Source organism: Bradyrhizobium sediminis (assembly GCF_018736085.1).
Classification (GTDB): Bacteria; Pseudomonadota; Alphaproteobacteria; order Rhizobiales; family Xanthobacteraceae; genus Bradyrhizobium; species Bradyrhizobium sediminis.
Genome location: NZ_CP076134.1, coordinates 2,959,535 through 2,973,189 on the forward strand (window position 1 = coordinate 2,959,535; position 13,655 = coordinate 2,973,189).

Consider the following 13,655-nt stretch of genomic DNA (forward strand, 5'->3'; position numbering starts at 1 on the left):
CATGCAAAAAGTTTTCCTTGTCGCAACAGTGATTGCTTTCGCGTCCTTGCCGGCAAGTGTGGTGCTGGCCCAGACCTCATCCGGTACGGGGGCGACGACAACAGCGCCGGCGGTCGCAACAACAACACCGCCTGCCGCAACGACGACACCGGCGCCTGCCGCAACAACGACACCGCCGGCATCAACCTCAAAGGAAACGACGACGACCGAACCGGCCAAGACCAAGAAAAAGGCCGCGAAGAAGGAAACCAGGCAGCAGGAGATCGACAGGTCGGTCCAAGAAGGCACCGTTCCCTCGCGCTATCGAAGCCAGGTGCCGAAGGAGTACCAGCAATATATTCCGTTCGAAAAGCGGTAGCCGCCGAGCCGAGTCCGTGAGCAACGAGGCCGGCGCGGTCGGCCGCTGAGGCACGTGCTCCGCAATTCAGCCGCAGAGCCGCGATCAAAACCGATCTGCACCTTGAAGCGAGGCCGTCCATATGCCGAAAAAGGGAATTACCGGACACGACGAATGGGTTGTCACGGAAGCCTTGGCCACGGCGTTGGTCGCGCTGGAACAGCTGCCGCCAGTCAACCAGCCGCGCGCCCACATGGAAGATGTGAAGAAGCTGTTGGCCGCCGGTTGCCAGCCCGGCAGCGTGAACCTGCATCTGGCGCAGGCGAAATGCAGATTATTTCCCGACCGCGATCCGCTGACGATCTATCGGGAGTACGGGTTGGAGGACGGGCAGGGGTGAAGACCGATTTCGCCGTAAGTCCGCAACGTCTTTGCCGCAGCATCGGACCGTGCGGTCTCCTCACGCCGTACCCAGGAGGTCGCCGGGGAGGGATTTGAGAAAGCTGCGGAATGGTCGCGTCGTGCCCACGCCGCGTGAGAAAACCAGACTGCCCTGAAGCATCATCACGCCGCGTTCGGCGCGTTTTCGCGCAATCGTCCTGTTCACGCCGGCATCGGTCAGAACAGCGGTGAGCGCTTCGATCCAGGCATCGAAGGTCTGCCGGATCAGGTCGGTGAATGGCCCGTCGTGAATGCGCGCCGATGACAGCATGTTGAGCAGACAGGCCTGCTTGCCGCCGGAATAGAAGGCGTCGAGTTGGCGGACCATGTCGTCGATGCGGTCTTTCGGCGCGCCACCGCCCTTGAGCGGCGACAGGATGTGCTTGTCGAGCCAGGCTCCCGCGGTCTCCAGCACTTGGCGGGCCATCTGCTCCTTGCCTCCGGGAAAGCGATGGTAGAGGCTCGCCTTCTTCAGACCCGACGCCTCCGCCAGCATGGTCAGCGACGCACCTTCATAACCGACATCGCGAAACACCCGGCCTAGCCGGTCCATCAATTCCGCGTCTTCGACCGCTACCTTGCGTCCCATCGGGGTGATCGCTCCGCTTCGTTTCAAATCATTGTAACCGAACGATCGTTAAAATGGAACTTGACAGGGCGCCTCTCTGTTGCCAATTATATTATACCGAACGTTCGGTAAACGTGCAATCCATCAACAGGAACTCCCCGCATGTCGAAAACAGCTATCTTCATCTATTCGGACCCCAAGGCCGGCTCCGACGAGGCGTTGGGCCGCCTCTTCAATGGGATGTTCGTCGCCTACGAACTTCAGGAGAAGAAGCAGGAGGTCGCGCTCATCTTCCAGGGGGCAGGGGTGCGCTGGGTGAGCGAGGTCGTCAAGCTCGACCACCCCGCCCATGCGCTCTACGATGCCGTGAAGGATACGGTGGTCGGTGCCTGTCGTGGCTGCGCCGATGTCTTCGGCGCCACCGACGGCGTCCGGGCGGCGGGGCTGTCGCTGATCGATGAGAAGGCCATCCCCGGCACATCCGGCATCGTCGACGTCTCCAAATATCTCGACGCGGGCTACCGTGTCCTGACGTTCTGAGCCCTCGTCACGGCCAGAGGTGCCGCAGCAGGATGCGGCACCCACTTCCCACAAGAAGTGAAATTACCCGCCGGTCCCCATCATTCCGGCGAATGCGACGGCGCCGTCGCGCGCGGCATTTCACGAAGTCCGACTACCGCGATCGAACGCGACCGAGCCCCAAAATGCGCTGGGCAGAGATGGCCTGCGACCATCTGTACCGGCGGCCGAGCATCGCATGTCGCGGACGGATGACTACTTAGGAAACTTCGATGTCAGGAGTTTCCCATGCGCTGGATCGTCGCGGTATTCGCAGCGCTGCTCGTGCTGCTGCTGGTGTATGCGGGCTCGGCCTTCGTCTCGTTGGACAGGTTAGTCAAAGCCGCACGCGCGGCCGATATCGACGAAGTCATGGCCCGAACCGACCTGGAGCGAACAAAGCGTTCGCTGGTCGATCAGATCGTCGGCGCGTACTTGAAGCGACTGGGCGAAAAGCGGCCCGTCAGGCCCCTGGAGCGAATGGTGGCCCATACCTATGGCGCGTCGATTGCCGATGCTCTCGTCGGAAAAATGCTGACCAAGGAAAATCTGGCCTCGTTACTGCAAGATGGCAAAGTCAGAGGTGTCGACGGGGTCACGGACATATCGCTTGAACCGCTGAAATCGATCGAGCTGTCGGACCTCGGCCACGTCATCCGCAGGATCTCGCTGGTGAAGCCGGTCGAGTTCTCCATCCGACTCGGAGACGCCGAAGATGCCGGCGGAATCAGCCTTCATTTCAACGGCGCCGGATGGCAGCTCTCCGGAATCCAGCTGCCCGCAAGAGCCGCCCAAACGCTCGCGGCGACGCTGCCAGTGAGATAGGGGGCGCTATGCGCCGCCGTTGCACGCCACCCTCGGCGCACGTGCGCGCAAAAGATAGCTCAGCATACCTTGGAAGGCGCTTCATCGTTGCGCAGCCAGATTATTTGGAGTTCACCGAATCGTCAGTCGTCCGATTTTTTATCCTCCGGTGCGCTGATGAAGGCGAGGAAGGATTTGCCTAGGTTGGTGATGCGCGGCTGCAGCATCGAGTCGCCGCCACTCATCATTGCTTTAAACCAGCCGGTATCAGCTAAACCGAGCCTTCCAAGGTCACCACTCACGCGATCAAAGATGGTGTCATCGCTGGTGAGGTCAGGGAGAGCCGCCTCGATGACACGCACCATTCCGCCGGCCATCATCGACTTTGCTTTCGCCACCGCCGCGGGATGCGCCTTCGGATTGCTCAGGAAGCTGAGCAGCACCGCATGCATGGGCGTGATTTCGTCAATCATTTGCATGAAGATGTGCCGGATGTTTTCGTCCATTGAGCCAATTGCAGAATTTATAATAGCGTTTTGCAGCATCCGCTTTTTGTCCTGCGATGCAGTTGTAGAAGCGACACGAATGGCCTGCAAGAAAGTCGCCTGAAATTGCTCATTTGCATGCAAGTTTTCGGGCTTCACTTGCTCGAAGTCCTCCTGCAGCTTCGATAGCCGTTCAAAGGTGTCGCGCATAAAATCATCGCGGCGTTCCTGTGCGGGGTCGCCGATAACGAAGGTCAGCATTTCAACCAAGGGGCTGCCGACAACGGGTAGCATACTAACGCCGGCCTTGATGCCCTTGTTCAGAACGTCCTCTAAGCGGTTCGCGAATGGGTCCGTCATCCAAAAAGCTCCAATATCCAATCCAAATTGATTGGGATGGCAAGCTGTCGATAGATCAAGATCAAGTCGGGTACGTCGGTTGGGGGAAACCCGCCCCCACTGATGTCTTTTATTCCTCTGTGAACAGTGCGGTGGATCCAATTGCAGCCAATTGCTGCATCTCCCACTGCGCGGCAAGTCCCTTGCTCTGTAGGGGGATCAGAACCTCGTTCGCGATCTGTCGAATGATCGCTTCAATCGAATTTTCGACTGGCTGCGAGGGGGCGTCTTGCGAGGGCTGATAGCTAAATCCCGCTCCCCGAAGCAAGACGGCTTTGTAAGCAGGGGATGAAATTGTCTCATCCAAATGTGCGCCGCCGTCGCGGTCACGCGTAATCCTGATGATGTCCAGACGGGAGAGGGTTCCTTCGGACCCCTTCAGGACTACCTCGTTCCACCATTCATTGATTGAGAGACGAACATCCTTTCTAAAAACGGCCGCTTCCCGGCCGGCTGGGAGCGCTTGAATGAACCACGAGGCCGGTCGATCGCCCACCGCCTCGACGGGAATGCATTCGACGGACATTAAATTTCCTGACGGCACAGTCGTGGGCATTTCAATGTCCCAGTTGAGAGCCTCAACAACTGAAGTATGGGTGCGTGAACGGGGTCCCAGTAGAATAAAGATCGCGTTGGCGATGCGCGCGGCCTCTGCAACATGTCCAAAATCGAACGACGAGACTGACATCCTTAGCGCGCCATGTTGACGTTGAAATGCGCGGAGAAGGCCAAACCGGGTGCGCCTTAGCAAAGCAAGCCCTCCGTGGACTCAAAATTGGACCCAAACAGTCGATACCGGGCCTGTCGTCATTCAAGACCGATGCCATAAATCGCTCGGCCAAGCCAAGGCGAGCCTCACTCGAAAATTCAAAATGATTTCATGGTGAGCGCGGAGGGACTCGAACCCTCGACCCCATGATTAAAAGTCACGTGCTCTACCACCTGAGCTACGCGCTCACTGCCGCGCTGTGTAGGGGGCGGCTGGATGCGGGTCAATAGCGCGGCGAACCGCAAATGCGCCGTTGGGGACGGCCCGGATTTTCGAGCCGGTGCCGGCCGTTAGCGGCTTTTCTTCATGCCCCGCGGAGGCCGGAAAACCGGCTTCCGTCAACTGGCTTCGCGGCGAACCTCCGACGCCACCGGCTGCGAGGTGCCGGTGACCGTCGGCATCGCCACCGGGCGCAGCCCGATCAGTTCGGCGCTGCGCACCCCGGCATAGCGCCAGAACTCGAACGAATTGATCCGCGAACTCTCGAGGATGGCGATCGCCACCGCCGACAGGAACGGCAGGCTTTCCAGCACTAGCACGGCCGCGAAGATATAGATTTCGCGGACCTCCTTCTGGCTGTTGGTGACCACCAGCACAGCGGCGCCGACCAAGAGCAGCACGCCGATCACGGCCTCCCAAAACGCCTGGAATTCGATCGACATCCGCGACAGGCCGCCCTTGGAGGTGCGGGCGAAGGGCAGGTGTTCGGTGATCAGGCCGTTGGCGACCGCGCGCGACACCGTCCACTGCACCGACATCGCCGCGACCATGGCGCCCAGCATCTGGCCCCATTTCACCGGCACCCGCAGCCGGTACAGGATCATGAAATGCAGCAGTGAGACGACGAAGGCGGCGATGATCGGCAGCGTCAGGATCTTGTCGGGAATGGCGATGCCGGCAAACGCCACGATCGGCACCCAGATCAGATTGAGGATCGCGACCAGCACGCCGAGGCTTTCGGCGCCGAGCCAGTTCAGCCAGCCCAGCGAAAATTCGCGTTTTTGATCTGGCGAGAGCCGGCTCGCGCCCGGCAGGAACCGCCGCCAGTGCTTCTTGACGATCTGGAAGCCGCCATAGGCCCAGCGATGGCGCTGCTTCTTGAAGGCCTCATAGGTGTCGGGCAATAGGCCATGGCCGTAGCGGTGGTTGGTATAGTGCGTCAGCCAGCCGTGCTCGATGATGGCGAGGCCGAGATCGGTATCCTCGCAAATGGTGTCGCCGGCCCAGCCGCCGGCCATGTCCATCGCCGCGCGCCGGATCAGGCACATGGTGCCGTGGACGATGATCGCGTTGGCTTCGTTGCGCTGGACCATGCCGATGTCGAAGAACCCGGCATATTCGCCGTTCATGATGTAGTGCATCAGCGAGGTATCGCCGTCGCGATGATCCTGCGGCGCCTGCACGAGGCCGACGCGCGGATCGGCGAACACCGGCACCAGATCCTTCAGCCAGTCCGGCTGCACCACATAGTCGGCGTCGATGATGCCGATGATCTCGGCGTCCACGGCGGTGCGCGCCATGGCGATGCGCAGCGCGCCGGCCTTGAAGCCCTCGACCTTCTCGGCATTGATGAACACGAAGCGCTCGCCGAGCGCCCGGCAGTGATCCTGGATCGGCTGCCAGAATTCCGGATCCGGCGTGTTGTTGATGATGACGACGCATTCGAAGTTCGGATAGTCCAGCCGCGCCACCGCATCGAGCGTCTGCTTGAGCATCTCGGGCGGTTCGAAATATGCGGGGATGTGGATCGATACTTTGGGGAAGGAGACGCTCTCGCCGATCGTCGCCGGCGCCACGGGCTCGCCCTTGACGATCAGCCGGCGCGGCTTGCGGCCGAAGGCGATGGCCGCGATTTCCTCGATCCGCGCCATCGCGATCAGCACCAGCGGGATCAGCAGGATCAATCCCAGCGTCAGCGCGAAGGCCGAACCGAACACGAAGTAATGGCCTTCCCAATAGGCGAACACGGTGGCGGCCCAGGTGCCGACGCCGGCGGACGCCGCCGACAGCACCAGCGCCTGCATGATGGTGGGTTGGGCGAGCCGCAAAATCGGCAGCGACAGCAGGATGCCGACCAGCACCGCTATCGTCGCCAGTTTCCAGTAATTCTCGTTCACGACCGGGCCGGTCCAGGCGAATTTGGGCTCCCGGGCCGCATTGAGAATGCCCCAATAGGGCCCGACGCCGCCTTCGAAGAACTTCCAGGGCTGATCGATCGCCTCGACGATGTTGTATTCCATGCCGATGGCTTCGGCGCGGGTCACGAAGTTGCGCAGCACCACGGCCTGCTCGAAGGTGCCGGGTTCGGCGTTCTTCAGATTGTAGCCGGCGCTGGGCCAGCCGAATTCGGCGATCACGATCCGCTTGCCGGGAAACTGTTCGCGCAACAGCCCATAGAGATAAACGGCCTGATCCACCGCCTGCTTGTCGGTGAAGTTTTCCCAATAGGGCAGCACATGCGCGGCGATGAAGTCGACCGAGGACGCCAGCTTTGGATTGTCGCGCCAGATATTCCAGATTTCACCAGTCGTAACAGGCACATTGACCGATTTCTTGACCTGCTTGATGAGTTCGATCAGGTCGTCGACCTTCTGCTCGCCGCGGTAGATCGTCTCGTTACCGACGACGACGCCGTTCACATTGCTGTTGCGCTTGGCGAGGCTGATCGCGGCCTGGATCTCGCGTTCGTTGCGTTCGGAATTCTTGTCGATCCAGGCGCCGACGGTGACTTTCAGTCCGAATTCCGCGGCGATCGGCGGCACCAGCTCGACGCCCCCGGTCGAGGAGTAAAGCCGGATCGCCCGCGTCATCCGCGACAATGTCTTGAGGTCGGCGCGGATTTTTTCCACGCTTGGAATGTTGTCGACGTCGGGATGCCCGGTGCCTTCGAACGGCGCGTAGGAGACGCTCGGCAGGATGCCCTTGAAGTCCGGGGCTTGCTGCTTGTCCCGCAGCAGCCCCCACATGGCAGCGTGAACGGCAGTCACAAACAACAGAACGGCGACGACGGCGCGCATCGCGACAAAACCATACGGGGCTTGCATTGAAAGAAAGCGAACCCGTCCCCTAGGTCCGACCGACACGGCGGCAACTCAAAGGATAGTCCTGCCACGCGATTTAACAACTGGTATGACGCCGTGGCGTTTTAAGGGCGCAGCCGATTCAAAATCGCGAGAACACGGTTTGGTTCGCTTTCGGCTATTTCGTTGGCGCGGCGGCCGGTGCGGGTGAGGCCGCAGGCACTGTGCTTCCGGCCGTCGTGGCGACCGGAGCTGTCGTGGCCGCCGCGGCGGCCTGCGGTTGCGCCGCCGGATTGATCCAACAGGCGTGAATGCGGCCGGAAAGCGACTCCGGAACCTTCGAATCGATCGACGCGCCGAACCGGGTCAGGCAGCGGAAGGTCGCCTGGATGTGGCCGCCGGGGCAGCCGAAACGGTCGTAGAGATCGAGATGGCGAAAGGCGGTATCGAGATCGTCGAGCCACATCAGGCGCACCATGCGGCGGCCGAGCCAGACGCATTCCGGGTTTCCGGCCGGGCCGTTGATGGCCTGCGACGCCTCGACGAACTGGTCGGTCTTGCGCTGGTCGTCCTTGGCGGTATCGGCGGGATTGGTGGCGGGCGCCTTGGGGTCCTGGGCGCGGGCATCACCGCTCTGGGCGAGGGCGCTGCCGACACCGATGAGGAGGACGAGCCCGGGAATGGCGAGGTGGCGCAAAACCGCATTTCTAGTCTGAAGCACCCGTCGACGCATAGAATCCCCGATGTGTTGCCCGTCCGCGCTCGGTCCGGACGGCTGGTGTGATGCCGCCTAAATGGGTCCCCAATGCGGCGGCGACCCTGCCGGATTCCCATGACGGACATTTCATATTTTGTCCAGCAAACTCACAACTTTATCGCACCGTTTTAAGCCGCCCGCATGGGCGGGTCCCGAATTGCGGCCACCCTGCCGCTATCCTGCTCTTGGCAGACGGCCGGTGACAAGCTAATCGACGATCCCGGCCCGGAGGATGGAACCGATTTCTCTTCGTACGCCACTGGCGCTTCTCCTGATATCCCTGAGTGCGATCGCCGCCGCCTGGTGGTGGTTGGCCACGCCTATCAATCTGGCGCGCGCGCCGATCGATCCCAACGCCAAGTTGCTGTGCGTGTCCTACGCGCCGTTCCGTGGCGACCAAACGCCGCTGGTGCCGACCACGCATATCGGACCGGAACAGATCGCCGAGGATCTGGCGCAGCTCGCCAAAATTTCCGACTGCGTGCGCACCTATTCGATTGAAAACGGCCTCGACCAGGTTCCGGCGCTCGCCGCCAAGGTCGGGCTGAAGGTCATTCAGGGCATCTGGCTCGGCAGCAACCGCCTGAAAAACCTGGCGCAGATTTCGACCGTGGTCGGCCTGACCAAGGAATATCCCGGTGTCATCACCTCGGTCGTGGTCGGCAACGAAGTGCTGCTGCGCGGCGAGATGACCACCTCCGACCTCGTCGCCATCATCCGCTCGGTCAAGGCGCAGGTCGCCGTTCCCGTCACTTACGCCGATGTCTGGGAATACTGGCTGCGCAACCGCGAAGTCTATGACGCCGTCGACTTCGTCACCATTCACATCCTGCCTTACTGGGAAGACTTCCCGATCCGCGCCAAATATGCCGCGATCCACGTCGACTCCATCCGCAAGCGGATGGCGGTGGCGTTTCCCGGCAAGGAAATCCTGATCGGCGAGACCGGCTGGCCGAGTGCGGGGCGGATGCGCGAGGCGGCGCTGCCGTCGCGCGCCAACCAGGCGCGCGTGGTGTCGGAGATCCTGGCGCTGGCGAAGCGGGAAAACTTCCGCGTCAATCTGATCGAGGCCTACGACCAGCCGTGGAAGCGCCAGCTCGAGGGCACCGTCGGCGGCTACTGGGGCCTGATCGATTCGGTCAGACGCGCCGTGAAGTACCCGCCGGGCGAAGCCATCACCAACTATCCATTCTGGAAGCTGCAGATGGGAGGCGGGATAGCCCTGGCCGTTCTCGTGTTCGGCGCGGCCTGGCTGACGCTGCGCCACCGGCCCTGGACGCCCCGGCCGGCAGCCTGGGTCGCGGTCGCCATATCCGCCACCTCGGCCGGCATCCTGCTCGGGATCGCCGGGGACAAGATGGTTTACGAAAGCTACGGTATCGGCGGCTGGCTCAAATGGGGTGCGCTGCTGGCGGCCGGCATCGCCGCGCCCTTGCTCGCGACCAACGCCTTGATGTCGGGGCGTTCGCTGCCGACCTTCCTGGAACTGCTCGGACCGCGCGACGGCAGCCCCCGCCCGTTGCTGGGCATGCTGCTCGCCGTGGTGCTGGCGATCACCACGCTGATCGGCGCCGAGACCGCGCTCGGCTTCGTGTTCGACCCGCGCTACAAGGATTTTCCCTATGCGGCGCTGACCATGGCGGTGGTGCCGTTGTGGACGCTGATGGCGCTGAACCGCCCGCAGGAGGGCGCCCGCCCGATCGCGGAGGCCGTGTTCGCCGGCCTGCTGGCGGCGTCCGCGCTCTACACCGGGTTCAATGAGGGCAGGGACAACTGGCAGTCGCTGTGGACCTGCGCGATGTATTTCCTGCTGGCGATCACGCTGTGGCGGGCGCGGGGCGTGCAAAGCCCAAAATGAGCAGGCCGATCGCCAGCCCCGACAGGCTGATATTGTAGAGCACGATCCCGAACCCGGCTGCGACCAGCCCGCCGGTCAGCAGCACGATCGACGGCCGGATGACGTGAAGTGCGGCGATGATCAGCGCGACGATGCCGAACACTGAATTCTTGAACAGCGACGTCACCAGCGTCCGGGTCTTGCACAACATGGTGTGCAGGCCGGCATCGCAGGCCAGCGCCACGGTGGAAAACTCGATCGCAAGATAGCGCAGATAAAGCGCGTAGCCGACGGTGACGAAGCCGACGACCAGCAGCCATTGCACCTGATAGGGCGTCAGCCGGAACGGGGTCTTTTTCATTTCGCGAATATGCTCGGGAACGCGTTGCGGGACAACCCGGCGCATGCCGTCAGGCGACCAACCGCACGAAATTGCATCAAGACGCGGATACAACACATTGTGATTACAGGATTTATTGACTGCGCCGACTGAACATCGACGTCAGCATGGAGGAGGATTCCGGCTTCTTGGCCGGCTCCTCGACCGCCGCCACCGGCCGTTTCGGGCTTGCGCGCTTGCGCGGCGCGGGTTTGACGGCGGCAGCGGGCGGCTCGCTGCCCGTCAGGGCCAGACGCTGGCCGTCGAACACCGTGGTCTCGCAGGTCCGGTCGTTTTCAATCATGACCGCGCAGATTTTCGCCGCGGCGGCGGCATCGCTGAGGGGACCTGCGACCAGCCGCAGCTGCATGCCGAGCCCGCCGCTTCCTTCCTTCACCACGATGATCGGCCGCAGCGCCGCCAGCGGCGCGTTGGACTTCGACTTCAAGAGGCCGCGCCACAGCGCGCGCAAGCCGCCGACCGAATTCGCACCCCCGACATCGACGCCGAATTCGGTGCGCTGCACCGCGAGTTTGGCAGCCGCCGCCTCCGGCGCGCCCGGATCGGCGTCGGCGGCTACCGCCGCCACTTCCGGGATCGGCGCAGAGGTGACGGCCTGCTTCGACGCCTCGGGTTCGATCAGTTTTCCTGCCGCGGCATCGGGCGGGGCCATCATCGATTTCGCCGGCATCAGCGGCGTTGAAGTGCCTGCCGCCGGCGGATTTGGCGTTTCCCTGGCAACGGACGAGACCGTGGCTGGTGCCGGCTCGACCGCCGCCATGGCCGTGCGCGGCTTGTCGATTGCGGCCGCAGCCGTCGTCGCCACCGGCGCGACAACCGGGGACGGACTGACCGGCACAGCGGCCGTCTCGGCCGCCGGCCAAGCGGGAACCGGCGGCGCCGTGGCGGTGTTCTGCCGCGCGATCGAGCCGGTCACGGAATCCAGTCCCTGTTCCAGAACGGTGACGCGGGTATAGAGCCGGTCGCGATCGCCGTTCAGCGTCTCGATCGCGGATGCCAGCCGCCTGGCTTCGCTGTGGCTTTCCTTGGCGACCGACTGAATCTGCTGCTGCGCCTGGCGCGCCAGATCGGCGGCGGCGACCTGCTCGCGCCGCGATCCGATCGAGGACTGGTTGACGATCACGGCGAGCACGAGGGCGCCGACCGAGGCGACGCCCCACGAGCCGAGCCGCCACAGCGTGCGGCGGTCGAATTCGTCTTCCTCCGCCAGAAAACCCGATAGCACGCCGCCGGTGTTTTCGGCCTCGAAGCCGTCAGCCAGATGGTCGGTATTCTTGGCCATACGAAATTGCCGGCCCTCCCGAGGCCCACCCGAATCAGACGGCAAACATTAACAGGAAATACGTCCTCATCTTGAATCCCCCCGGTTGGCCTGACGGCGAATCGGGTTTCCAAGAGGGAGCAAAACGCTCTAAGAGGGCGGCGGCGCTGGCGTCAGCCGCCATTGAACAGGGAACAGGATGACTGCTCGTTCCAGCCTCACCATCGTGCTCGCAGCCGGCGAGGGCACGCGCATGCAATCCTCGCTGCCGAAGGTGCTGCATCCCGTGGCGGGCCAGTCGCTGCTGGCGCATGTGCTCGGCGCCGCCCCGAAGGGAGCGGGCGCCTCGCTCGCCGTGGTGATCGGCCCCGACCACAAGGCGGTCGCCGACGAGGCCAGACGCGTTCGCCCCGATGCCGCCACCTTCGTGCAGCGCGAACGTCTCGGCACCGCGCATGCGGTGCTCGCCGCCCGCGAAGCGCTGGCGCGCGGCGCCGACGATCTCCTGGTGGTGTTCGGCGATACGCCGCTGATTTCGGCCGAGACAGTTTCGCGTTTGCGCGCGCCCCTGAAAAACGGCGCGGCGCTGGCGGTGCTCGGCTTTCAAGCTGCCGATCCCACCGGCTACGGCCGGCTGCTGGTCGAGGATGGGCGGCTGGTGGCGATCCGCGAGCACGCGGACGCGACGCCTGCGGAACGCGCGATCACGCTCTGCAATGCCGGCGTGATGGCCTTCGATGGCCGCCGGGCGCTGCAAATCCTCGACCGGATCGGCAATGCCAACAGCAAGGGCGAATATTATCTGGTCGATGCAGTGGCCATCAGCCGGGATATGGGATTGGAGGCGATCGTGATCGAAACCAGCGAGGACGAAGTGCGGGGCATCAACACCAAGGGCCAGCTCGCCGAGGCCGAACAGGTCATGCAGGCGCGGTTACGCAAGGCAGCGCTGGAGGCCGGCGTGACCATGACCGCGCCCGACACGGTCTATCTCGCCGCCGACACGAGCTTCGGCAAGGACGTGACGATCGAGCCGTTCGTGGTGATCGGCCCCGGCGTTTCCATCGCCGACGGCGCGGTGATCCATTCGTTCTCCCACATCGTGCAGTCCTCGATCGGCAAGAACACCTTGGTCGGCCCCTTTGCGCGGCTGCGGCCGGGAACCTCGCTCGGCGATGGCGCCAAGATCGGCAATTTCGTCGAGACCAAGGCGGCGACGCTGGAGGCGGGCGTCAAGGTCAATCACCTCTCCTATATCGGCGACACCCATGTCGGCGCCAAGGCCAACATCGGCGCCGGCACCGTCACTTGCAACTATGACGGCTTCTCCAAGCACAAGACCGAGATCGGCGCGGGCGCCTTCGTCGGCACCAATTCGTCGCTGGTGGCGCCGGTCAGGATCGGCGCCGGCGCCTATATCGGTTCGGGCTCGGTGATCACCAAGGACGTGCCCGACGACGCCATGGCAGTCGAGCGCAGCCCGCAGACCAACCGCGAGGGTGGGGCGAGGCGGTACCGCGAGTTGAAGACGCGCAACAAGGCGCCGAAGGCTTGAACCCGCCGCGGTGTGATTGGGAAGGCTGCTGGCGCGAGCGCGCTACTCGTCGTCGGCAAATTCCGAAAAGATCGCACGCGTCAGCCGCCAGCCGCGCGGTTTGGCGCGCTGGACCGGCTCGCCCGGCTGGTGCTTCACAAGCACGGGCTTGGCTTCGTGCCCGCGCATCGGCGGCGGCCATTGGGCAAGGTGGGTGCCTGCGGTCTCGCTGGCCCGCAAATGCAGGGAAGCGAGGCCTCGGTCGCCAGGTGAGCGGTCGCGTGTGTCTGTCACAAGCCTTTCTCCGGTTCGTCAATGTTTCCGAAAAAGAGTTGATGGCCCGTTAATGAACTTCTCAATTCGGGTGACGGGCAGGGCTTCGGAGAGGCTTGTTAAGGCCTAAGCTTTACCCTGTCGCAATCCGCAATAATTATTGAGTATCTGGGAGCAGGCGATTTTCGTTAAGAGGGTCGCGCGCTGTTTTG

Annotated in this window: 14 protein-coding genes and 1 tRNA gene; 6 read left to right on the top strand and 9 right to left on the bottom strand. The window is 63.0% G+C overall.

Going from position 1 to position 13,655, the window contains the following annotated elements:
* Position 1: 1 nt before the first annotated feature.
* Positions 2 to 358 carry a hypothetical protein gene (locus KMZ29_RS14350; RefSeq protein WP_215619881.1) on the top strand — a complete coding sequence of 119 codons (357 nt, stop codon included), beginning with the start codon at positions 2 to 4 and terminating at the stop codon, positions 356 to 358.
* Between the two features lie 121 nt (positions 359 to 479).
* Positions 480 to 737 (top strand): hypothetical protein, encoded by a 258-nt coding sequence (locus tag KMZ29_RS14355; RefSeq protein WP_215601903.1) that lies wholly within the window; start codon positions 480 to 482, stop codon positions 735 to 737.
* A gap of 60 nt (positions 738 to 797) precedes the next feature.
* Here KMZ29_RS14355 and KMZ29_RS14360 read toward each other — a convergent pair whose 3' ends face one another.
* The gene (locus KMZ29_RS14360) at positions 798 to 1,367 is read right to left on the bottom strand and encodes a TetR/AcrR family transcriptional regulator (RefSeq protein WP_215619882.1); all 570 of its coding nucleotides are present in this window, start codon (positions 1,365 to 1,367) and stop codon (positions 798 to 800) included.
* Between the two features lie 141 nt (positions 1,368 to 1,508).
* On the opposite strand from KMZ29_RS14360, the gene KMZ29_RS14365 reads away from it, so the two are divergent.
* Together KMZ29_RS14365 and KMZ29_RS14370 are read left to right on the top strand one after the other, a co-directional pair.
* A complete protein-coding gene (locus KMZ29_RS14365) occupies positions 1,509 to 1,886 on the top strand; it encodes a DsrE family protein (protein ID WP_215619883.1) in 378 nt (125 codons plus the stop codon).
* A gap of 267 nt (positions 1,887 to 2,153) precedes the next feature.
* A complete protein-coding gene (locus tag KMZ29_RS14370) occupies positions 2,154 to 2,729 on the top strand; it encodes a DUF2939 domain-containing protein (RefSeq protein WP_215619884.1) in 576 nt (191 codons plus the stop codon).
* 122 nt (positions 2,730 to 2,851) lie between these two features.
* On the opposite strand, the gene KMZ29_RS14375 is transcribed toward KMZ29_RS14370, so the two are convergent.
* From KMZ29_RS14375 to KMZ29_RS14395, 5 genes are all read right to left on the bottom strand, one after another.
* Positions 2,852 to 3,553: an Abi-alpha family protein gene (locus KMZ29_RS14375; RefSeq protein WP_215619885.1), complete on the bottom strand. Its 702-nt coding sequence runs from the start codon at positions 3,551 to 3,553 to the stop codon at positions 2,852 to 2,854.
* Between the two features lie 109 nt (positions 3,554 to 3,662).
* Positions 3,663 to 4,280: a hypothetical protein gene (locus tag KMZ29_RS14380; protein WP_215619886.1), complete on the bottom strand. Its 618-nt coding sequence runs from the start codon at positions 4,278 to 4,280 to the stop codon at positions 3,663 to 3,665.
* A gap of 193 nt (positions 4,281 to 4,473) precedes the next feature.
* Positions 4,474 to 4,549, bottom strand: a tRNA-Lys gene (locus KMZ29_RS14385).
* 150 nt (positions 4,550 to 4,699) lie between these two features.
* Entirely contained in the window at positions 4,700 to 7,378 is a 2,679-nt protein-coding gene (locus tag KMZ29_RS14390) for a glycosyltransferase (protein ID WP_215619887.1), read from the bottom strand.
* Positions 7,379 to 7,559: 181 nt separating this feature from the next.
* Positions 7,560 to 8,114, bottom strand: coding sequence for a beta-1-3, beta-1-6-glucan biosynthesis protein (locus KMZ29_RS14395; protein WP_215619888.1), 555 nt, complete (start codon positions 8,112 to 8,114; stop codon positions 7,560 to 7,562).
* 256 nt (positions 8,115 to 8,370) lie between these two features.
* Between KMZ29_RS14395 and KMZ29_RS14400 the strand changes: the two genes are divergently transcribed.
* Complete coding sequence (locus KMZ29_RS14400) at positions 8,371 to 9,996, top strand: glycoside hydrolase family 17 protein (RefSeq protein ID WP_215619889.1); 1,626 nt, start codon at positions 8,371 to 8,373, stop codon at positions 9,994 to 9,996.
* On the opposite strand, the gene KMZ29_RS14405 is transcribed toward KMZ29_RS14400, so the two are convergent.
* A complete protein-coding gene (locus KMZ29_RS14405; protein ID WP_215611918.1) occupies positions 9,956 to 10,336 on the bottom strand; it encodes a hypothetical protein in 381 nt (126 codons plus the stop codon). The genes KMZ29_RS14400 and KMZ29_RS14405 overlap by 41 nt on opposite strands.
* Positions 10,337 to 10,448: 112 nt before the next feature.
* Positions 10,449 to 11,657 carry a hypothetical protein gene (locus KMZ29_RS14410; RefSeq protein ID WP_215619890.1) on the bottom strand — a complete coding sequence of 403 codons (1,209 nt, stop codon included), beginning with the start codon at positions 11,655 to 11,657 and terminating at the stop codon, positions 10,449 to 10,451.
* Positions 11,658 to 11,835: 178 nt separating this feature from the next.
* Here KMZ29_RS14410 and glmU point away from each other — a divergent pair, with 178 nt between their 5' ends.
* Positions 11,836 to 13,191 carry a bifunctional UDP-N-acetylglucosamine diphosphorylase/glucosamine-1-phosphate N-acetyltransferase GlmU gene (gene glmU, locus KMZ29_RS14415; RefSeq protein WP_215619891.1) on the top strand — a complete coding sequence of 452 codons (1,356 nt, stop codon included), beginning with the start codon at positions 11,836 to 11,838 and terminating at the stop codon, positions 13,189 to 13,191.
* A gap of 42 nt (positions 13,192 to 13,233) precedes the next feature.
* Here the strand turns inward: glmU and KMZ29_RS14420 are convergent, their stop codons facing one another.
* Positions 13,234 to 13,464, bottom strand: coding sequence for a hypothetical protein (locus KMZ29_RS14420; RefSeq protein WP_215619892.1), 231 nt, complete (start codon positions 13,462 to 13,464; stop codon positions 13,234 to 13,236).
* Positions 13,465 to 13,655 lie beyond the last annotated feature (191 nt).